Annotated in this window: 14 protein-coding genes; 9 read left to right on the top strand and 5 right to left on the bottom strand. The window is 71.7% G+C overall.

Annotation, left to right across the window (positions count from 1 at the left end):
- The first annotated feature begins 493 nt into the window (after positions 1 to 493).
- On the top strand, positions 494 to 2,227 hold the full coding sequence (locus tag O7626_RS09100) for a hypothetical protein (protein WP_278060712.1): 1,734 nt from the start codon (positions 494 to 496) through the stop codon (positions 2,225 to 2,227).
- A complete protein-coding gene (locus O7626_RS09095; RefSeq protein ID WP_278060711.1) occupies positions 2,224 to 3,060 on the top strand; it encodes a hypothetical protein in 837 nt (278 codons plus the stop codon). The genes O7626_RS09100 and O7626_RS09095 overlap by 4 nt, the downstream gene beginning before the upstream one ends.
- A gap of 25 nt (positions 3,061 to 3,085) precedes the next feature.
- Here the strand turns inward: O7626_RS09095 and O7626_RS09090 are convergent, their stop codons facing one another.
- The 4 genes from O7626_RS09090 to O7626_RS09075 are packed head-to-tail and all read right to left on the bottom strand — an operon-like array spanning position 3,086 to position 6,837.
- Positions 3,086 to 3,640 carry an ATP/GTP-binding protein gene (locus O7626_RS09090; protein WP_278060710.1) on the bottom strand — a complete coding sequence of 185 codons (555 nt, stop codon included), beginning with the start codon at positions 3,638 to 3,640 and terminating at the stop codon, positions 3,086 to 3,088.
- A gap of 14 nt (positions 3,641 to 3,654) precedes the next feature.
- Complete coding sequence (locus O7626_RS09085) at positions 3,655 to 4,020, bottom strand: DUF742 domain-containing protein (RefSeq protein ID WP_278060709.1); 366 nt, start codon at positions 4,018 to 4,020, stop codon at positions 3,655 to 3,657.
- A complete protein-coding gene (locus O7626_RS09080) occupies positions 4,010 to 4,447 on the bottom strand; it encodes a roadblock/LC7 domain-containing protein (protein ID WP_278060708.1) in 438 nt (145 codons plus the stop codon). Before O7626_RS09080 ends, O7626_RS09085 begins: the two co-directional genes overlap by 11 nt.
- Positions 4,444 to 6,837 (bottom strand): nitrate- and nitrite sensing domain-containing protein, encoded by a 2,394-nt coding sequence (locus tag O7626_RS09075; RefSeq protein ID WP_278066107.1) that lies wholly within the window; start codon positions 6,835 to 6,837, stop codon positions 4,444 to 4,446. Before O7626_RS09075 ends, O7626_RS09080 begins: the two co-directional genes overlap by 4 nt.
- Before the next feature lie 1,138 nt (positions 6,838 to 7,975).
- Between O7626_RS09075 and O7626_RS09070 the strand changes: the two genes are divergently transcribed.
- From O7626_RS09070 to O7626_RS09040, 7 genes are all read left to right on the top strand, one after another.
- The gene (locus O7626_RS09070) at positions 7,976 to 11,095 is read left to right on the top strand and encodes a family 16 glycoside hydrolase (RefSeq protein WP_278060707.1); all 3,120 of its coding nucleotides are present in this window, start codon (positions 7,976 to 7,978) and stop codon (positions 11,093 to 11,095) included.
- 46 nt (positions 11,096 to 11,141) lie between these two features.
- Complete coding sequence (locus O7626_RS09065; protein ID WP_278060706.1) at positions 11,142 to 12,386, top strand: multicopper oxidase domain-containing protein; 1,245 nt, start codon at positions 11,142 to 11,144, stop codon at positions 12,384 to 12,386.
- 83 nt (positions 12,387 to 12,469) lie between these two features.
- Entirely contained in the window at positions 12,470 to 16,450 is a 3,981-nt protein-coding gene (locus O7626_RS09060) for a ThuA domain-containing protein (protein WP_278060705.1), read from the top strand.
- Positions 16,451 to 16,702: 252 nt separating this feature from the next.
- Positions 16,703 to 17,221, top strand: a complete 519-nt coding sequence (locus O7626_RS09055) for a sigma-70 family RNA polymerase sigma factor (RefSeq protein WP_278060704.1) — start codon at positions 16,703 to 16,705, stop codon at positions 17,219 to 17,221.
- Complete coding sequence (locus tag O7626_RS09050; protein WP_278060703.1) at positions 17,205 to 18,296, top strand: hypothetical protein; 1,092 nt, start codon at positions 17,205 to 17,207, stop codon at positions 18,294 to 18,296. Before O7626_RS09055 ends, O7626_RS09050 begins: the two co-directional genes overlap by 17 nt.
- Positions 18,293 to 19,291, top strand: a complete 999-nt coding sequence (locus O7626_RS09045) for an ABC transporter ATP-binding protein (protein ID WP_278060702.1) — start codon at positions 18,293 to 18,295, stop codon at positions 19,289 to 19,291. The genes O7626_RS09050 and O7626_RS09045 overlap by 4 nt, the downstream gene beginning before the upstream one ends.
- A complete protein-coding gene (locus tag O7626_RS09040; protein WP_278060701.1) occupies positions 19,288 to 20,136 on the top strand; it encodes an ABC transporter permease subunit in 849 nt (282 codons plus the stop codon). The genes O7626_RS09045 and O7626_RS09040 overlap by 4 nt, the downstream gene beginning before the upstream one ends.
- A gap of 18 nt (positions 20,137 to 20,154) precedes the next feature.
- Here O7626_RS09040 and O7626_RS09035 read toward each other — a convergent pair whose 3' ends face one another.
- The gene (locus O7626_RS09035) at positions 20,155 to 21,222 is read right to left on the bottom strand and encodes a YihY/virulence factor BrkB family protein (protein WP_278060700.1); all 1,068 of its coding nucleotides are present in this window, start codon (positions 21,220 to 21,222) and stop codon (positions 20,155 to 20,157) included.
- Positions 21,223 to 21,308 lie beyond the last annotated feature (86 nt).

The following is a 21,308-nucleotide window of genomic DNA, read 5'->3' as shown; positions in this document are numbered from 1 at the left end:
GCGCCGGAATGATTCCGTCGAACACGACGTACGGTCATCGCGATGACCCTTGTGACAATTGTCTCACTCGACACGACGACGCCGAAGCCTCATCATGTCGCAATCTGGCGACCCTCGTGCCACAGCCTTCCGCGCGGGCCCGAGAACTGTCGGCCACAGACCCGCTCCACAGTGTCCGTCGCCGGGCATCCCGACCCGGATCCCAGTCGGGCGGCGACGGCGGCGAGGCGCGGCTCCGCTGGCACCTGTTCGCTCTGGGTGATCGACTCACCCACCCGGAATCATTACGATCGGCGACCGGATACGCATGTCCGCACTTGGCGGAAACGACTCTCGACTACGGAGAGAACATTCCGGATTTGCGATTGTCACGCTGTGCTGAAGTGGTCGGTCTTCGACTGCCACCGCGCTCCCGGATGGCGTTAGCTCATTCGTTCGAAAGCGCCTTCGGTCGCATTGACACTTAGGGGTTTATTAGGTAACTCTATCCCGCATGAATCCGGACCATCGGCCGGACCGGACGGTGAGCGTGCCGTGGTCCGCGGACACCCCCGTGCGGGATCGACGGTTTGGCGAGTTCCTCTGCGGACTGTGGACCAGCGCGTGTGACGCCCTCGCGGTGCCCGCCGACGAGGCCGAGCGCACCACCGCGGAGTTGCGCGACACGCTTCCGGCCTGGGCCGGCGAACGGATCGGAGACCGACCACGGCAGCCGTCGTTCGTCGCCGCCGACGGCTTCCCGGCCGAGATGTCGCTCAACTGGTCTGGTGGAGAGCCCGAGCTGCGGATGCTGCTCGACTGCCTGTCCGACGTGGACGGCGCCGGATCCGCCGTGACCGCGCCCTCACAGCGCTTCCACCAGCTGACCGAGATCTTCGCGACGGCACCCCTGTGGTATTCGCTGGCCTGGCGCCCGCCCGCCCCGATGGCCTACAAGGCCTACTTCGGGTTGTACGCCTGGCCGGCGGAGCGGCGCTTCGCCGCGCTGGACCGGGCGATGGAACGGCTGGGCATGGCACGGGCCTGGGACGACGCCCGGCGACGGGTGGACCGGGACGGCCGGGGCGACCGTCGGGAGGTCGAGTTCCTCGGGCTCGACCTGACCGGCACGGCGCAGGCCAGGGCCAAGATCTACTACCGGAACCACGGTGCCGACGTCCACGAGCTGAACCGGATGGCGTCGGTGGCCGCCGACCACGATCCCGATAGGGCGCTGACCGCCTACCGGACGCTCGTGGGGGAACGCGCCGACGCCGGCACGGAGGCGCTGACCTGCCTCGCCTTCCGGTCCGGGCTGGACAGGGCGGCGGAGTCCACGACGTACCTGCGGATGCCGAGCCTGGTCTCCGGCGACCTGGCGGCGGTGGAGCGCGCCGCGGACGTGCTGGTCCGGCAGGGCGTGGACCCCCGGCCGCTGCGCGCCGTCGCCGCCGCGCTGGCCCCGACGGCCCTGGCGGAGAGCCGAGGGCTCCTGGAGCTGGTCAGCTACCGCGCCGCGGGTCGGCCGGGCGACCTCACCACCTACTTCCGCTTCCCCGTCTACGCCCAGCCCGCACCCCTGCCGGGCGCACCCGTCGACCTCGTGGATAGGAGCCCCATCGTGAGCCAGTCAGACGTGCAGCGCGTCGCCGACCACAACGCCACGCGGCAGGAGGAGTACGAAGCCTCGCGGCTGATCCGGCTGTTGGCCGACGAGGCGACGCCGGACACCACCAAGAAGGCCGTGCTGACCTACCTGCAACCGTGGTCGAACGCGTTCCAGCGCATGATCAGCGCCCGGGTCACCTACGAGTCGGACCTCGCCCTCCGGACGATCGCCCTCGAACACCAGAAGGAGGAGATCGGCCACGACGAGATCCTGGCCCGCACCCGGGCGGAGGACCAGCGGGTGGTCTGGGACCCGGTCATCGAGGCCGGTGCCTCCTGGTTCGTCGACCAGTTCGCCACCCTGCCCGGGGTGCAGCGGGCGATCCTCGCACACCTGGCCCTGGAGGCCGGCAGCCTCGCCCTCAGCAAGGCCGGGGTGGTCGCCTTCCCCAACGACCCCTACTTCTCGTTGCACGACGAGGCCGACGTCGAGCACCTCGAGATGGGCTACCAGATCCTCCGGGAACGCACCGACTGGACCGTGGACGAGATCGTGACCGTGCTCGACCGCGCCTGGCAGGTCATCACCGTGGTCTCCGACCGGATCGCCGAGTGCGCCATCCGGGACACCGCCACGTGAAGACCCCGACCGGTCCCGACCCGGCGGCTCCGGCCCGCGAGGTGGCCCGGGACGCCGCCCGTACCTACCAGGCCGCCTTCGCCGACCGTTTCGTCGCCGGGTACGCGCTGGGCAGCCTCGCGCACGGCGGCTACGCCCCGGCGGTCAGCGACATCGACCTCGCCGTCGTCCTCGCCGAGACCCGCGACGGGGACGACGGCACCGTCGCCGGGATCTTGCGGACCCTGCACGAGCGTGCCGAGCTGTACCGCAGGCTCTCGGTGTTCTGGGGCTCGCTGCCGGCGCTGCGCCAGGGTCGCGACGACGGGCGGTTCCCGGCCGTCGACCGGCTCGACCTCGCCGAGCACGGCGTACTCCTACTCGGCGCCGACGTGGCCCGGCAGGTCGCCGTCCCCGGCGCCGGCGAACTGCTCGTCGACAGCGCCCGGTTCGCCGTCAAGGTCCTGGCCACCGACGAGGTGGTCGCCGAGATCCACCGGCCCGCCCGGCTGTTGCGCGACCCGGTCTGGTTCACCAAGGCCGTACTCTTCCCGATCCGCTTCTTCTACAGCAGTGCCGTGGCGACGGGCCGGGGCGCCACCAACGACGAGGCGATCGCGTGGTATCTGGCCCGGCCGGAGGCCGTCGCGGCTCCCCTGGTCCGGCTGGCGGCCAGGGTCAGGGCCGGCGAGCCGCTGGACCCGGCCGAGGCCGGGCCGCTGCTGGCGACGGAGCTGGCCGAGCTGTACCGGCAGTACGCCGAGGACCAGGCGCGGCGGCTGGGCCAGACCGGCGGCGCCGACGACCTGGTAACCGCCTTCACCCGCTGGCGCGACCGACTCGACCCGTCGTAGCGGCGTCCCGGGTCGACCGGCCCAATCAGTTGGTCACCGGCATCCGGGCCAGCGCGTGCCGGACCAGCCCGATCAGCGCCCGCTTGCTGGATTCCCGGTCCCGGGCGTCGCACCACAGCAGCGGGACCGCGTCGTCGAGTTTCAGCGCGGCGCGGATCTCCGCCTCGGTGTAGAGGCATTCGCCGAAGAACCGGTTCACCGCCGCGACGAACGGGATTCCCCGCCGTTCGAAATAGTCGACGGCGGGGAAACTCGTGTCCAGTCGCCGGGTGTCGATAAGTACGACCGCGCCGACCGCGCCCTGCGCGAGCTCGTCCCAGATGAACCAGAACCGGTCCTGCCCTGGTGTGCCGAACAGATAGAGCACCACGTCGGAGGTGATGGTGATGCGTCCGAAGTCGAGGGCCACGGTAGTCCGCGTCTTGCCCTCCACCCCCGTCACGTCGTCCACGCCGACGCTGGCCTGGGTCAGCACCTCCTCGGTGGTCAGCGGCGGAATCTCGCTGACGGCACCGACCAGGGTGGTCTTGCCCGTACCGAAGCCGCCCGCCACGACGACCTTGACCGACTTGCGATCCACGTTCGAGTCCCTGCCTATAGTCTCTCGAGGCCAGCGAGAACCGTTTCCAGAAGCCGCCGATCGGCGATCTTCTGCTGTGCCGGAGCGCCGACGCGTAGGTATCCCTGCTCCAGCAGCACGTCCACCATCACCTTGGTGATGGTGAGCGGCCGGTGCAGATAGGCACCGATCTCGGCGATCGATATCCAGCGACCGCAGCGGTCGATGATCTCCCGGTACTCCAGCTCCAGTCGACTCGAATCGACCGGCAGGGCGACGACCTGGGTGGCCAGGTCGAGATTGGTGTTGCGCGGACTCGTCCGCCCGTTGACGAGAATGTACAGCGGAACTAGCCGCCCGGCCTGCGTCTCGTCGTCGCCGTCCCACACGTCATACGCCATAACCCCTGCCCTGTTGGCCGTTGGCTGCCGACGCGGTCCGACGTACCTCGGCGCCGAGGTGTTCGCCGATCCGGGTCACCAGCCGGCTCATCTCGTACGCGACCGTGCCCATGTCGACGGTCTGCTCACAGAGTACGGCCAGCCGGGCGTTCTGGCCGGCGGCCGCGACGAAGAGGGTCCGGCCGTCGTACTCGATGATGACCTGCTGCACCTGCCCGCTCTCGAACCGCCGCCCCATCCCGGCGGCGACGCTGTGCAGCGACGAGGCGCCGGCCGCCAGGAGTTCCGCCGCGTCCTGGGTGAGCGAGGTGGACTTCTGCACGATGAGCCCGTCGGTCGACAGGACGACGGCGTAGACAACGTCGGGAACTTCTACTAGTTCGTCCAGCATCCAGGTGAGGTCGTTCCCGGAGGTCGAGTTGGTCACGCTTTGCCGCCTTGGTTGTCGTCGCTGGTTGACGCTTCGTCGGTGCCGTCCGCCTTTCCGGCGGCCCACGCCCGCTGGTACCGCGTGAACCGGTCCCGGGCGTCCTCCGGCGACCTCGCCGTCCCGGCACCCGGTGCGGCGGCGTCCGCTGCCTTGGGATCGTCCCGCAGTTCGGGTGCGATGTGCTGTTGCGGCTGGCGGCTCGGCAGGGGCGGTCGGGCGACGCTGCGCGGTGCCGTGCCGGCGTCGGCCGGCCGGGGCGGGGTTGTCTTCGCTGTGCCGGTGCCGCCGTTGGCCTGACGCTCGCTCATCATGTCGCCCGCCCGGTCGCTCCGTCGGTTCTCGGCCGTTCGAGGGTCGCGGCGCTGGGTCGACCCGTTCGTGACCGTGCCGAACCCGCCGCCGGCCGCCGGCCGTGGAGCACGCTGGCCGGCTCCGGCGCGGGCGGGAGCGGCCCCGGCCATCGCCGGCACCTGGAGGTCGGAGTCGGTCCGGTCCCCGCCCGCACCGGCCGGGTCGGGGGTGATCAGCCGCTCGGGCAGCAGCACGATGGCGAGCAGCCCGCCGTAGGCGGAGGTTCGCAGGCTCACCTGGATGCCGTCCCGCTTGGCGAGCTCGGCGACGACGTGCAGACCCACCTGGGCGCCGTCCTTCAGGGCGGCCACGTCCGGGGTCGGCGCCTTCGCCAGCAGCTCGTTGGCGGTCTCCAGCGCTTCGGCGTTCATCCCGACGCCGCCGTCCTCGATCTCCACCGCGACGCCGTGCTTGACCTCGTTGCAGGTCACCCAGACCGTCGTCTTGGGCGGGGAGAAGGCGAGCGCGTTGTCCAGCAGCTCGGCCAGTAGGTGGATGGTACCGGCGACGGCGCGACCGGTCAGGGCCACGTCGGGCGCACCCCGCAGGGTGATCCGCTGGTACTGCTGCGCCTCGGCGAACGCGGCCAGCAGCACCCGGCGGACCGGGACGGGGTTCTGGAAGCGGCGGCCGATCTGGCCACCGGCGAGGATGACCAGGTTCTCCAGGAACCGCCGGGTCTGGGTGAGCTGGTGGTTGATGTCGAAGAGCTCGGTCAGCAGTTTCTCGTCGCCGACCCGGTCCTGCAACTCCTCGATCACCTTCAGGCCGCGCTGCAACGGGCGCTGCGGACGGCGGGCCACGCCCATCAGCATCGCGATACCGGCGGCCCGGGTCTTCGCCTCGTTGATCGCGGCGGCCGCGGCCGCCTTGAGGGACCGGTTGATGACCGCCGCGACCTGGCCGATCTCGTCACTGCCGTAGTCGTGGCCGGGCAGCTCGACGGCGAGGTCCACCTTCTCCCTGCGTCGCAGCCGCGCCATCATCGCCGGGAGGCGCTCGTCGACGATCGCGGCGGCGTCCTGGCCCAGCTTGGCGAGCCGGACGGAGAGGGCCTGGTCCACCAGGATGTGCGACTGGCGGATCGCCCACAGGATCGCGGCCACCGCGATGGACAGCGCGAGAAGGCTGCCGAGCGACGCGGTCAGCAACTGGTTGTTACCGGTATGCAGTGCCTCGGCCGAGACCCCGTCTGCCTGGAGCACCGCGATGCTGATCAGTTCGTCGGAGACCTGCCTGGTAAGCGACTCCCAGCGGGTCCGGTTGACCGGCAGTCCCCGGGGGATGCCGTCGTCCCACGCCCCGGCCGCGATCAGCGCGTTCTCGGCGGCGACGAGTTCCTTCCACGGCGCACTGGCCGTGATCGCCTCGTAGCGGGCCCGTGCGGCCGGCTCCAGGTGCGGTGCGATGTTCGTCAGCGTGGATCGGTACGCACCGACCAGGGCGACGAACTCCAGGTGCCCCTGCTGGTTGAGCGAGCGCGAGCTGAACGCGCCGTCGATCGTGGAGCCGGCTCGGGACATCTGGTCGCTGACCCGGAACGACTCGGTCGCCGTGACACCGCCCAGGCTCGCCGCGACGTCGGGGACCACCCGGGCCTGGGTGTCGAAGAGTGTGGTCGCGGCAGCGAGCAGTCCGTTGTAGAAATCGTAGACCCGGGAACCGCTGGCTGCCCGGGTGTCGATGGTGGCGCGCAGGTTGGGCAGCTCGTCGAGCTGGTCCGACAGCGCCTGCCAACGGGTGGTGATGGACTGCGGCGCGCTGGCCAGCGCCTCCTTCGCGGCGCCGCGCAGCTCGGTCAGCCGCTGGTCGGTCTGCACCCGCTGTTCGGTGAGCGGCTGGAGGTCCCTCGACGGCTGGGCCAGATAGGCCACGCTCAGTCGGCGCTCCTGTTGCAGCGAAGCCAGCGCCGGAACTGCTGGGATCGATACGTTTCGTACGCTGTTGGCGACCTCGCGATTGTAAAATCCTTGAAAAACAAGGTATCCGGAGGCTACGAGCCAGAGCAGGACAGCGACGACACTGGGGATGAGCACCAGCCGGATGACGCGTCGCCGGATCGACTGCTGCCGACCGCGCCGATTGGACGTCGACTGGGGCTGCGTTTCCAGATCAGGTTGCCTGCTCGCGCTATCGGCTTGCTTCTCCGCCAACTTCGATCCAATCGTGGGCAACCCGGGGAAACAGGGCTGGAGTACGACCGGCCGGTGCCGATGTGTGCGCAACCCTACCAATCTGTCCGGTCTCGCACTAGCCCGTCCGCACCAGATACTTAAAGAGCCGATCGTCCCGCTCGTCGGGCCGGACATCGACCCGTCGTGTCGGGCGAATCCACACCGGACGGACGGTCGGTGGGCCGTTCGCCCGGTGCACGCGGGCGGCGTCGCCCACTGGGGAGTGACGCCGCGGCACCTTCGGCCGTCGGGTGCTCGGTCGAGCCACCTGGCCGGCGACGGTTCCCGAGGACCGGGCCGTCCGGCGTCGCGGAGAAGCGACGCCGGATAGGCAGGTTACACCTCGCCGTCCGGCGGACCGAGCGCGAGTCCCGGCAGCCGCGAACCGTCGTCGTCGGACCAGATAGCGGCACTTTGGCGGGTGCGTCCACAACGGACGCCTCGACGTCGCGCGTCGCGTCCACGCCGGGCCACGTCCACGCCGCCCACCCGGTGGGCGTCGGCGTCGGTTGTCGCTTTCCGTCCATCCCTTTTGTCGCCGCAAACAAAAGTCCGCTTGATTCTGCCGAAAGATCTAGACATCGCGACGTCAAGCCCGTTAATGTCCAACAACATCAACATGTTTCATCGAGGTAACCGGCGACGCGGTTGGCTCGACGTCTGAGAGTCACGGCCCGGCCGAGGGAGCCACGCTCTCCGGGTCGGCGTGCCCCGCAGACCGTGGCGGCGTCGTCCACGCCACCCCCGCATGACGTCGGTGCTCGCCGACTCGGCCGGCGTCACACGTCATGGTCCGACCCACCCCCGACGTCCACCAGCGCATCCCGTCTCAGACACGTCTGTCCACACGCCAGCTCCCGGCCAGGTCGGCAACCGCAGCACCGGGCCCGCCCGCGCGGGACCAGGCAGGTGTGCGGTCCGCCGTCATGCCCTCCGTCGATCCACGCGCGGTCCCGACGGGTCGTCGGCGTCCACAAGACTCGCGAAAGGTGTGTTCGACATGCCAGCTCTACCTGTGCGGTGCGGCCCGCCGCGACGCGCGCGGCTGCTCTCCGGACTCGGACCGGGCCGCCCCGGCCGACCGGTCCGGATGCTCGCGGCGGTGGCCGTGCTGCTTGCCGGCTCCGGGCTCCTCACCGCCCCGGCCGTGGCCCGCCCGGCGGGTGACGGGCCGACCACGGGCAGCCGCCAGGCGCAGGCCCAGGTACTCACCTGGACGGCCGGCGACAGCACCCAGGCGTACGTCTCCGCACCCACCACCGCCGTCGCCGGGCCGGCGACCCTGGTCTTCGAGAACAGTGTGGCGACCGGCAACACCACCGGCATGCAGCACACCCTCACCTTCGACACCGGCAACCCGGAGTACAACCAGGACGTCGACGTCAACATCCTGGCCGACCCGTTCGACAGCAACCAGGGCCGCTGGACCGTCGACGTCGTCCTCAGCCCCGGCACCTACCGCTACTTCTGCGCGATCCCCGGGCACGGCACGATGAACGGGCTGCTCGTGGTCAGCGGCGGCGGCGAGGACACCACCCCGCCCACGGTGACCGCCGAGGTCAGCGGTGCACAGGACGAGGACGGGGCGTACGTCGGTGCCGCCACGGTCACCCTCGCCGCCGCCGACACCGGCTCGGGGGTCGGCCGGGTCGAGTACTCGCTGGACGGCGGCCCGTACGGCACCTACTCGGCCCCGGTCACGGTCAGCGCCGCCGGAGAGCACACGGTCACCTACCGGGCCACCGACGTCGCCGGCAACACCTCCACGCCCGGCTCGGTCACGTTCACCGTCGCCGCCCCCAACGACCCGGACACCACCGCGCCGACCGTCACCGCCGCCGTCACCGGCGAGCAGGACGAGGACGGCGGCTACGTCGGCACGGCCACCGTCACCCTCACCGCCACCGACACCGAGTCCGGCGTCGAACGCGTCGAGTACTCGCTGGACGGCGCCGAATACGCCACCTACACCGCCCCGGTCACGGTGAGCACCGCCGGGCAGCACACGATCACCTACCGGGCCACCGACCAGGCCGGGAACACCTCGCCGGTGCAGTCCAGCACCTTCCAGGTCGTCGCACCGTCCGACCCGGACACCACCGCGCCGACCGTCACCGCCGCCGTCACCGGCGAACAGGACGACGACGGCGCCTACGTCGGGATGGCCACCGTCACCCTGACCGCCACCGACACCGGATCCGGCGTGGACCGGACCGAGTACTCGCTCGACGGCGGCTCGTACGCCGCCTACGGCGCGCCGGTGATGGTGCACCAGCCGGGCCGGCACACGCTCAGCTACCGGGCCACCGACAAGGCCGGCAACACCTCCACACCGCAGTCCGTGACGTTCGAGGTGGCCGACACCTCCAGCCCGGACACCACGGCACCGACCGTGACCGGCGCCGTCACCGGTGACCGCGACGAGGACGGCGGCTACCTGGGTGCCGCCACGGTCACCGTCGACGCCACCGACACCGAGTCCGGTGTCGACCGGATCGAGTACTCGCTCGACGGGCAGGCGTACGCGGCGTACACGGCGCCGGTGACCGTGAACACGGTCGGCGAGCACACCGTCGCATACCGGGCGACCGACAAGGCCGGCAACACCTCCGCGCCCCAGTCGGTCACCTTCCGGGTGGTCGAGCGGCCGGGTGACACCACCGCGCCGACCGCGGCCGCCACGGTGGCCGGCAACCGGGACGGCGACGGTGCCTACGTCGGCGCGGCGACGGTGACGGTGACCGCCACCGACGCCGGGTCGGGGGTCGAACTCGTCGAGTTCTCCCTGGACGGGCAGCCGTACGCCGAGTACACCGCCCCGGTGACGGTCAACCAGCCGGGCGCGCACACCGTCACGTACCGGGCCACCGACGCCGCCGGCAACACCTCCACCCCCGGGTCGGTCTCGTTCACCGTTACCGCCACCGGCAACCCGGACACCACCGCACCCACGGTGGCCGCCGCGCTCACCGGGCAGCAGGACGCGAGCTGGGCGTACGTCGGCAGCGCCACCCTGATGCTGACCGCCAGCGACACCGGCTCCGGGGTCCTCCGCGTCGAGTACGCCCTCGACGGCCGGGGCTACGTCGTCTACTCCGGCCCGCTGACGGTGAACACCCCCGGTGCGCACACGGTCAGCTACCGGGCCACCGACCGGGCCGGGAACGTCTCCGGAACCGCCTCGACCACCTTCACCGTGGTGCCGAGCGGTCCGCCGGCCCCGTCCTGCCGGGTCACCGACACCCGGCCGACGGTCTGGCTCGGCACCCTGAACAGCGGCGTGCCGAACCGGGTCGTCGAGGGCCGCTGCTCGATAAACGACCTGATCCTCGACGAGCGGACCTGGCCCGACCACGCCGCCTTCACCGAGCACGTCCGGGACGTCGCCGAGCACCTGCACCACCAGGGGAAGATCCTACTCAAGGAGCAGAACGCGCTGATCCGCACGGCCCGGGAGTCCGGTGTCGGCAGGACCGAGGCGAAGCAGGGCTATCAGCCGCTGCTGGACCACACCGCCGCCTCCTTCAAGCTCTGGGAGCAGGTCGGCCCGGGTGGCTTCCGGCGCAACGCCGACGGCTCAATCACCAGTAGGCCGGTCGACGGTCTAGGCATGCTCTGGTTCCCGGTGCGCAGCTACGGCGACTTCTCGCTGAAGCTCCAGTGGCGGGACGACGCCCCCGGCGACGGGCGGGCCAACAGCGGCGTCCTGGTCCGCTTCCCGCAGGTGCACCAGCACCCGCAGGAGTCCCGGCCCGAGTGGGTGGCCATCAAGTACGGCCACGAGTTGCAGATCCTCGACCGGACCGACGGCGACGAGTACAAGAGCGGGTCGGTGTACGGCTTCGACCGGGTCGACCTGGCCGGCGCGGCGGTCACCCCGAAGGGCACCTGGAACGACTACGAGATCCGGGTCGTCGGCCAGCACTACTCGGTGTTCCGCAACGGCGAGCTGATCAACGAGTACGTGAACGTCCCCGACGCCGTGTTCAACCCGCCCCGGGCGGACGACCCGGGCGGCGCCGGGCGGCAGAACGCGACCGGCTACGTCGGCCTGCAGAACCACGGCAGCGCCGACCTGGTCAGCTTCCGCAACGTCAGGATCGCCCCGCTGACCCCGTGACGCCGGAGGCCGTCTCCCCCGCCCAGCCGAGCGATTGGACAGGACCTTGGACAAGGAAACGAAGGACATCGGCGAGGTCGTGCTCGCCCCGCCCGACGGCGGGGCGGAGTCCCGGCCCGTGCCGCCGGCCCGGCTGTTCGGCACCAGCACCGGCCGGGCCCTGCTGGTGGCGGCCGTCATGCTGGCCACGCTGGTCGGCGCGGGCGGGCTCGCGTCGGGCGGCGGCAGCACCGGCCGCCCGACCGCCGGCCCGGCGCAGCGGCCGGTCGAGGCGGCCGCCGCCGCCCGGTCGGTGGAGCGGCCGCAGGGCTGTGTCGCCCCGGACCGCCGGCTGAACCTGTACGCGGTCGAGCTGCCCCGGGACCCGGTGACCAACCAGGTCCGGCTCGGCTACGGCCTCACCCCGCAGACGGCCTCCTACCCGGGGCCGACCATGGAGATGATCGAAGGAGAGTGCCTGGCGATCACCCTGCACAACCAGGTGCCGGCCGCGACCCTGGAGGCGCTGCGCACCGATCCCGCCCACCCGGTCGGGGTCTCGCTGCACGTGCACGGGGTCAAGTACACCCAGCAGTCCGACGGCACGGTGCACAGCAACTCCTTCGTGCCGCCGGGCGGGTCGCGGACGTACTTCTGGTTCGCCAAGCCGCGCACCGGGACCTCGCAGGGCACCGCCGGCTACTGGTGGTACCACGACCACGTGGTCGGCGGGCCGCACGGCACCCAGGGCCTGCGCTCCGGGCTCTTCGGCGGCCTGGTGGTACGCCGGCAGGGCGACCCGCGACCGGACCGGACCTACGTGACCGTCTTCGGCGACCGGCAGACCATCAACCTGCGGCGCAGCGCGGAGGCGGACACCTGCGACCCGGTGAACCCGGTGCCCGGCCCGACCTGCCTGGTGGCCAGGCTCGGCGAGCGGGTCGAGTTCATCGTGGTCGGGATCGGCGACGACATGCACACGTTCCACGTGCACGGGCACTCCTGGGCGGACACCCGGACCGGGCTGGCCGAGGGCAGCAAGGCGCTCGTCGACTCGATCCCGATCATCGACAACAAGACCCTCGGCCCGGGTGACAGCTTCGGCGTGCAGATCGTCGCGGGCGACTCGGTCGGGCCGGGGCACTGGATGCTGCACTGCCACATGCAGTTCCACTCCGACTTGGGCATGTCGACGACGCTGCACGTGCTCGACGAGAACGGGCAGATGCCGCCGCACGCCGGCGGTCACACCCCGGCCGCGTCCGCCGGGGGCGCTGCCGCACCGGCCGGCGGACACCCGAACCACAGGTGAACCGCGCCCGGTCACACCGGCACCGGACATCCCCGCCATCAGCCATCGCTAGGACTCTTCGAACCCCCTCTGGAGGAGGAGAAATGGCTCACAGACGCCATTTGCGCCGCGCGGTCGCGCTGGCCTCGGGCGCCTTACTCGCGCTCGGCCTGCTGACCGTCCCGGCCGCGCCGGCCGCCGCGGCCCCCGATTCGGGCGTCCGCGGCGTCGCGCCGGCCTGGAGCGGCGGATCGGTGAACGTGCTGGTCTTCCACGGCCCGGCCGACTCCCAGGACGACCCGGTCGGCAAGGCGGTGAGCGCGATCCGCAAGCTCGGCAACGAGCACGGCTTCAACGTGCACGCCTCGGCCGACCCGGTCGTCTTCACCGCCGACAACCTGGACCGCTACCGCAGCGTGGTGTTCCTGTCCGCGAACGGGGTGACGCTGAACGACGCCCAGGAGGCGGCGTTCCAGGCGTACGTCAAGGGGGGCGGCGGGTTCGTCGGCATCCACGACGCCGCCCGCGCCATGCCCGGCTCCGAGTGGTTCACCGGCCTGATCGGCACCCGTCCGGCGGCCAGCCTGCCGAACGCGGAGAAGATCGAGAGCGTCACCGCCAGCGGCAACAACCCGCCGAACGAGATCGTCGAGAACCTCATCGACGGCAGGACCGGGACGAAGTGGCTGACCCGCACCCCGACCGGGTGGGTGGTGGCCAAACTCGCCGAGCCGAAGGCGATCGCGCAGTACGCGCTGACCTCCGCGAACGACTTCACCGGCCGCGACCCGAAGGACTGGACCCTACAGGGCTCGGCCGACGGCGAGACCTGGACCGACCTGGACCGCCGGACCGGGGAGACCTTCTCCGGCCGGTTCCAGACCAAGCAGTACTCGTTCACCAACACCCAGGCGTACGAGTACTACCGGCTGAACATCACCGCGAACAGCGGCGAGCCGCTGATCCAGCTCGCCGAGCTGTGGCTGATCGGCCCGGACGCCGGACCCGCCCCGGAGAGCCAGGTGCAGGAGGCGGTGGTCGACGTGGTCGACCGGCAGCACCCGGCGAACAAGGACCTGCCGCGCAACTGGACCCGCTCCGACCAGTGGATGAACTGGGACCCGAGCCCGGTCGGCCAGGTACACACGATCGCCCAGGTCAAGGAGACCAGCTACGACGCCGGACTGGCCGGCAACGGCGCCTTCCACCCGGTCTCCTGGTGCCGGGACTACGACGGCGGCCGGTCGTTCTACACCGGCATGGGACGCACCGAGGCCAGCTACACCACCGACGCCCGGTTCCGCAGCCACCTGCTCGGCGCGCTCCAGTGGACCACCGGGCTGGTCCGCGGCGACTGCAAGGCGACGATCGGCGCGAACTACAAGATCGAGCGGTTGACCGCCGCCAACCAGTCCGGCCAGCTCGACCAGATCGGTGAGCCGCACGGCCTGACCATCGCCGGCGACGGCCGGGTCTTCTACATCGGCAAGGCCGCCTGCCCGAGCGGGCCGGTCGCCGACTGGGCCGACCCGAACGTGGGGCTGGGCTGCGGCACCATCCACCAGTGGGACCCGAAGACCAAGCAGGTCAAGCTGCTCACCACGCTCAAGGTGATGGGCAACCGGGGCAGCGGCAGCGAGCTGGTGAAGAACGAGGAGGGCCTGGTCGGCATCACCCTCGACCCGAAGTTCGCCGAGAACGGCTGGATCTACGTCTACTGGATGCCGCACGAGTCGATCGACCGGGAACGCCGGGTCGGCCAACGTACGGTCTCCCGGTTCAGCTACGACCACGCCGCCCAGTCGATCGACCAGGGCACCCGCAAGGACCTGCTGCACTGGGACACCCAGATCCACAGCTGCTGCCACGCCGGTGGCGGGATGACCTTCGACGAGTCCGGCAACCTCTACATCGGCACCGGGGACAGCAACTCCTCCGGCGGTTCGAACGGCTACTCCGGGAACAACTGGACCCAGGAGTACGCCGGGATCTCGTTCCAGGACGCCCGGCGCACCTCCGGGAACACGAACGACCTGAACGGCAAGATCCTGCGCATCCACCCGGAGCCGGACGGCACCTACACCGTGCCGGACGGCAACCTCTTCACCGGTCAGGAGCAGGGCGGCGGCAAGACCCGGCCGGAGATCTACGTGATGGGGGTCCGGAACATCGCCCGGATCGCCTGGGACCCGGTCAACGACTGGCTCACCGCCGCCTGGGTCGGCCCGGACGCCGGTGCCCCGAGTCCGGAACTCGGCCCGGCGAAGTACGAGACGGCGACGATCATCACCTCCGCCGGCAACCACGGCTGGCCGTACTGCATGGGCAACCGGCAGCCGTACCGGGACCGCAGCAACACCGACGCCACGGTGCTGACCGGCTGGTACGACTGCGACAACCCCAAGAACGAGTCGCCGCGCAACACCGGGTTGGTGAACCTGCCGCCGGTCCGGGACAACATGATCTGGTACTCGCCGCAGGGTGGCGGGCCGGTCTTCCCGAAGCGGGACGACGGCAGCGGGCTGCCGACGTACGACCCGGACGACATCACGCTGACCCAGCCGTACCTGACCGGCGGTGGCCAGGCCGTGATGGACGGCCCGACGTACCAGCGGGAGAAGGTCGACGTGCACAGCGGCGTCGCCTGGCCGGAGTACTGGGACGACAAGTGGTTCATCGGCGACCAGTCCAACGGCAACAACCGGATCGCCGTCACCGTCGACCCGGCCACGGTCCCGCACGCCGGGGCGCCGGCCTTCGCCGAGGACGTACGGGCGATCATCCAGCCCGGCAACGGCGCCAACCAGCTCCAGTCCTGGATGGACGCCAAGTTCGGGCCGGACGGCGCGCTCTACCTGCTCGACTACGGCAGCGGCTTCTTCAGCCTGCACCCGAACCAGAAGCTGGTCCGGATCACCTACCAGGGCGGTCAGGCCACCCCGAACCCGAGCCTGGCCACGGCCCGGTCGGTGACGCCGAGCCAGCCCCGGACGGTCGGCTTCTCCGCCGCGAAGGTCGGCGGGGTGGCCTGGGAGTGGGACTTCGGCGACGGCAGCAAGGTCTCCCGGCAGGCCCACCCGACCCACACCTACAAGCGGTACGGCACCTTCACCGCGACGCTGAAGGTGACCTACGCCGACGGCGAGGTGGTGACCGGGAAGATCGACGTGAACGCCGGCTGTGCCGCCGCGGACGCCCGGCCGACGGTCTGGATGCTGGACACCGACACCGGGGTGGCGAACCGGCAGACCGGTGGCGGCTGCACGATCAACGACCTGGTCGACGACGAGACCAGCTGGCCGAACCGGGCCTCGTTCCTCACCCACCTCGACGAGGTACTCGCCGAACTCACCGCCGCGCACGTGATCGACAACCGCGAGCTGCGGGCGCTGCGCCAGGCCGGCCGGCAGTCCCCGATCGGCGCCACCGGCGGCTACCAGCCGATCTTCGACGGTTCGGCGAAGTCGCTCGCCGGCTGGCGCCAGGCACCCAGCGGGTCGTTCGGACTGCGGCCCGACGGCTCCATCCGCAGCGCCGGCGGGCTGGGCATGCTCTGGTACGCCGACCAGCAGCTCGCCGACTACTCGATCCGGATGCAGTTCCGGGACGTCTCGCCGGAGAATGTCCGGGCCAACAGCGGGGTCCTCGTCCGGTTCCCGGACCCGAGGACACCGCTGGAGCAGCGCCCGCCGGGCAGTTGCGGCACGGTGGGCTCGGCCCGTACCTCGCCGGCCTGGGTCGCGATCTACTGCGGCCACGAGATCCAGATCTACGACGGCGAGACCGGCGAGCCGCAGAAGACCGGCTCGGTCTACAACTTCGCCCCGAACCCCCTGGACAAGGCCGGGGCGACCCCGAAGAACCAGTGGAACGACTACGAGGTACGGGTGGTCGGCCAGCACTACACGATCAGCCGCAACGGTGCGGTGATCGCCGAGTTCGACAACACCCCGGGCAAGCAGTCGTCCCGACAGGGCGACCCGCCGACCGACCTGCGGCAGTTCCTCAGCGGTTTCGTCGGGTTGCAGAACCACGGCACCAACGACCTGATCGAGTTCCGCAACATCAGGGTGCGCCAGCTCTGATCTCCTGAGCTGCGGAGCTCCTGGTCCCGGAGCGTTCGGCCCGCCTGGCGAGCCGAACGCTCCGGGACTTTTTCGGGCCCTGCCCGGGGCGGGATGTCACATCCGGGGTGGCGGTGGTGCTTACCAGGTGTGGAGCATGATGTGCAGGTCGTCTGGCATGCGGCGGGCATGCCGCCCGGCGTCGTCGCCGCGCTGCCGTACGCCCGTGGCGGCCGGACGGCCGGACGAGCCGGACGGAAGGATGCCGTGGCCGTGTCGACTTCCCCGGGCCGGAGTTCCGTCCGCCCCGACCTCGAACAGGTCTTCCGGGCCGCCTACCCACGGGTGGTGGCGGTCGCCGCCCGGGTGCTCGGCTCCGGGGACCAGGCCGAGGACGTGGCCCAGGAGGTGTTCCTGAGCTTCGGGCGCTCCTCGGTGCCGGCCGCCGAGGCGGTGGGCTGGTTGTGCGTCGCCGCGGCGCACACCGCGCTGAACCATCTGCGTACCGGCCGGCGCCGCGCCTTCCGCGAGGAGGCCGCCGGTGCCGGTGCGACCGTCAGCCCGGACGTCGCCGACGAGGTCGTGACCCTCGACGAGCGCCGGCGGGTGCGGGCGGCGCTGGCCCGGCTGCCCCGCAAGCAGGCCGTGGCCCTGGTGCTGCGGCACAGCGGCCTCAGCTACGCCGAGGTGGCGGCCGCGCTCGCACTCTCCCCCGGCAGCGTGGGCACCACCGTGCGCCGCGCCGAGTCCGCCCTACGCGAGGAGTTGAACCGTCATGCGTCATCCGAGTGACGGCACGCTGCGCCGGCTCGTGGACGAGCCCGCCGGTGTCAGCGACGCCGACCGTGCACACGTCGCGGGCTGCCCGCGCTGCCGGTCCGGACTGGCGACCGCCCGGGAGGACGCCAGGTTCGCCGGCACGGCGCTGCGCGTCGAGGTCACCGGCGACGTCGAGGCCGGCTGGCAGCGACTGTCCGGCGCGGTCGCCGCCGACGGTCCCCGCCGGGTGGCGACGGCGGCCGCCCGGGTCCCCCGGTGGCGTACCGCGCTGCGCAACCCGGTGATCGCCGGGATCGCCGCCGTCGCGGTGCTCACCGGTGCCACCACCGCCGCCGCCGCGAACTGGTTCCCGATCTTCCGGACCGAGCGGGTCGCGCCGGTCGTCGTGACCCAGGCCGACCTGCTAAAGCTGCCCGACCTCTCCGCCTTCGGCGAGGTCGAGCGGACGGCGGTGCCCAACATCCGCCCGGTCGCCGACGCCGCCGCCGCGCAGCGGGCGACCGGCCTGTCCGCCCCTCGGGTGGACCGGCTGCCCCGCGGTGTACGCGGGGAGCCGACCTTCCACGTCGGGGACCGGGTCAGCGCGACGTTCACCTTCTCGGCCGACAAGGCGGCACAGACCGCCAGGGCCGCCGGCGAGCCGCTGCCGCCACCGCCGCCGGGGCTCGACGGCAGCCCGTTCCGGCTCACCGCCGGCCCGGGCGTGGCCGCGGTCTGGGGGCAGGACCGGGGCGTACCCGCCATGGTCGTCGGCCGTGCCGTCGCCCCGACCGGCTACTCCGCGGGCATCCCGTTCGCGACGGCCCGGGACTACCTGCTCTCGCTGCCCGGCCTGCCGGCGGACGTGGCGGCCCAACTGCGCGGCTTCGTCGGCGACGGTACGACCCTGCCGCTGATCGTGCACGCCGACCGGGAGACGACCTTCGCCACCGAGGTCGGTGGTGCGCCGGCCACGGTGCTCGCCAGCCGGGACGGCACGCTCACCGCGGTGTTCTGGGTGCGGGACGGCATCGTCAACGTGGTTGCCGGCTCGCTGAGCGCCGACGAGGTGCTGTCGGTGGCCCGGGGGCTGCGGTGGGACCGGTGACCGCCCGCCCCACCGCCCGCCCGGACGACGTCGGCTCCCCCGATCCGGCGGAACGGCTCGACACCGACCTCCCGCCGTCCCCGGCGGTGTGGTGCTCGGGGCTGCGCAAGCGGTACCGGCGCCGTACCGCGGTCGACGACGTCTCCTTCACCGTCGGCCGGGGCGAGGTGCTCGGCCTGCTCGGACCGAACGGAGCAGGCAAGACCACCGTGATCAAGATGCTGCTCGGCCTGGTCCGGCCGGACGCCGGTGAGGTTCTGCTGCTCGGTAGGCCGGGACGGGACCCCCGGTCCCGGTCCCGGGTCGGCTACCTGCCCGAACTCTTCCGGTACCAGCCGTGGCTCTCCGCCGCCGAGGTGCTGGCCCTGCACGTCCGGCTGGCCGGCATCAGCGTGCCGGCCGAGGAACGCCGGGAGATCCTCGCCGTGGTCGGCCTCGCCGACCGGGCCGCCGACCGGGTGGGCGGCTTCTCCAAGGGAATGCAGCAGCGGCTCGGCCTGGCCGTCGCGCTGGTGGCCCGCCCGGAACTCGTCGTGCTGGACGAGCCGACCAGCGCCCTCGACCCGGTCGGCCGGGTCGACGTGCGGGACCTGCTGCTCTCGCTCAAGGCCCGCGGCGTCGCCGTACTGCTGAACTCGCACCTCATCGGCGAGGTCGAGCGGGTCTGCGACCGGGTGGTGATCCTGGACCGGGGCCGGGTCGCCGCCTCCGGCACCCTTCCGGAACTGCTCGGCCAGCGGGAGCTGCGGCTCCGGCTGGACGGGGTTGACGACGCGGCCCGAGCCCGGCTGGCCGCCGCCGGACCGGTCAGCCGGGAGGGGGACAGTTACGCCGTCGCCCTGCCCGCCGAACAGGACGCCGACGTCGTACCCGAGCTGGTGGCCGACCTGGTCCGGCTCGGGGTACGGGTACACGCCGTCGAGCCGGGGCGGATCAGCCTCGAACAGCGGCTGCTCGACATCCTCCGTACCGCACCCGCCGAGGAGCGCGAATGACCGCCCGTACCGTCCTCACCGTCGCCGCCCTGACCGTCCGGGAGGCCGCCCGGCGGCGGGTACTGCTGGCGCTCGGCGCGCTGACCCTGGTGCTGCTCTCGGTCAGCGCCTACGGCTTCTCCCGGATCGACGCCACGTTCGGCGGGCTCACCAGCGGCGAGGCCCGGCTGGTGGCCTCGCTCGTGCTCAACCTGGTGATGTTCGGCCTGAGCCTGATCGCCGCGCTCGGTACGGCGTTCCTCGCCGGCCCCACCCTCTCCGGCGAGACCGAGAGCGGGATCGCGCTGGCGGTGCTGGCCCGCCCGGTCCGCCGCCCGGCGGTGCTGCTGGGCAAGTGGCTCGGCCTGGTGCTCTTCGGCAGCGGGTTCGTGGCCGTGGCCGGGCTCGCCCAGCTGCTCGTCGTCCGGGTCACCACCGGCTACTGGCCGCCGGAGCCGCTGACCGGGCTGGCCCTGCTCGCCGCACAGGCCGCGGTGCTGCTCACCCTCGCCCTGCTGCTCTCCACCGCCGTGTCGCCGATGGCCTCCGGCGTCGTCGCGGTCGGCCTCTTCGGCGCCACCTGGATCGGCGGTGTCGTCGGCGCGTTCGGGGAGGCGCTCGGCAACGAGAGCGTGGCCCGGATCGGCACCGTCTCCCGGATGCTGCTGCCGACCGACGGACTGTGGCGCGGTGCCATGAACGCCTTCCAGGACCCGACCCTGCTGGTGCAGTTCCAGGAGGCGTTCAAGGGACATCCGTTCCTGAGCGCGGCGGGGCTCACCCCCGGCTATCTGGGCTGGGCCGGCCTCTGGGTCGCGATCGTCCTCGGCCTCGCCGCCGTCTCCTTCCAGCGCAAGAACCTGTGACCGCCCGCCGGCGGTCGTTCAACCCAGGTCCCGGTCCTTGCCGTCCTTGACCTTTCTGGTGTCGCGGAGTTCCACGAACGGCTCCTCGTCGGCGGGGTGCCCGCCGGCGATGGCCCGGCCCCGGTGCAGCTCGGCGTCGAACTCGGCGCCGAGCAGGACCGCCAGATTGGAGATCCAGAGCCAGACGAAGAAGATGATGACACCGCCGAGCGTGCCGTAGGTCTTGTTGTAGTTGCCGAAGTTGGCCACGTAGAACGCGAACCCGGCCGAGGCCACGATCCAGAGCAGTACGGCCAGCAGCCCGCCGGGAGTGATCCACCGGAAGCCGCCCTGCCGGGCGTTGGGCGCCGCCCAGTAGAGGATGGCGAACATCAGGCTGACCAGCACCAGCAGGATCGGCCACTTGACGATGTTCCAGCCGGTGACCACCGCCGAACCCAGGCCGAGCGCGTCACCGGCCCACTCGGCGAGCCGGCCGGTGAAGACCACCGTCAGCGCGCTCACCGCCAGCAGGGTCCCGACGACGACTGTCACGGCGAGCCGGATCGGCAGGGTCTTCCAGAGCGGACGCCCCTCGGGGACGTCGTAGATGGCGTTGGAGGCGCGCATGAACGCGGCGACGTACCCGGAGGCGGACCAGAGTGCGACGACCAGACCGACGACGGCGAACAGCCCGGCGGCACCCTGCGCCTCGGTGAGGTTGCGCGCCCCGGTCTTCAGGATCTCGCCGACCGGGCCGGGCGCGATGCGGCCGATGTCGTCGATAAGCGGTTGGATCACCGAGTCGCCGATCAGGCCGAGCACCGAGACCAGGACCAGCAGGCCGGGGAAGATCGACAGCACGGCGTAGTAGGTGAGTGCGGCGGCCCAGTCGGTCAGGCTGTCCTCGCCGAACTCCCGTACGGTGCGCCGGAGCACGCCCCGCCATCCCCGGACCCCGAGCTTGCTCGGCGCGTCCGGGGCACCGCCGGCACCGTGCGAGCCGGCCTCCGAGGCCGACGGGCCGTCCCCGCCACGGATCGGCTCGGCGTCGGCGTCGGCGGCCCGGTCGTCGCGGTGTTCACGCTCGGTGACGTTGTCCGCCATGGCAGAGCCTGCCTCTCGGGTCATGTCGGCCGGTGCGGGTGGGGTGGCGGGGCTCCGGCGATCCCTGGCCGGGCCGGGGCGCACCC

The sequence above is a fragment of the Micromonospora sp. WMMD1102 genome, assembly GCF_029626265.1.
In the GTDB taxonomy this organism is placed as follows: domain Bacteria; phylum Actinomycetota; class Actinomycetes; order Mycobacteriales; family Micromonosporaceae; genus Plantactinospora.
Note: the sequence above shows the minus strand (reverse complement) of the source record. Positions and strands in the feature narration are given on the sequence as shown.

Excerpts from the sequence above, each read along its gene's own strand:
- O7626_RS09100 (WP_278060712.1), top strand. The coding sequence starts at position 494 with ATGAATCCGGACCATCGGCCGGACCGGACGGTGAGCGTGCCGTGGTCC.
- O7626_RS09085 (WP_278060709.1), bottom strand. The coding sequence starts at position 4,020 with ATGGCGTATGACGTGTGGGACGGCGACGACGAGACGCAGGCCGGGCGG.
- O7626_RS09070 (WP_278060707.1), top strand. The coding sequence starts at position 7,976 with ATGCCAGCTCTACCTGTGCGGTGCGGCCCGCCGCGACGCGCGCGGCTG.
- O7626_RS09060 (WP_278060705.1), top strand. The coding sequence starts at position 12,470 with ATGGCTCACAGACGCCATTTGCGCCGCGCGGTCGCGCTGGCCTCGGGC.
- O7626_RS09050 (WP_278060703.1), top strand. The coding sequence starts at position 17,205 with ATGCGTCATCCGAGTGACGGCACGCTGCGCCGGCTCGTGGACGAGCCC.
- O7626_RS09040 (WP_278060701.1), top strand. The coding sequence starts at position 19,288 with ATGACCGCCCGTACCGTCCTCACCGTCGCCGCCCTGACCGTCCGGGAG.
- O7626_RS09035 (WP_278060700.1), bottom strand. The coding sequence starts at position 21,222 with ATGGCGGACAACGTCACCGAGCGTGAACACCGCGACGACCGGGCCGCC.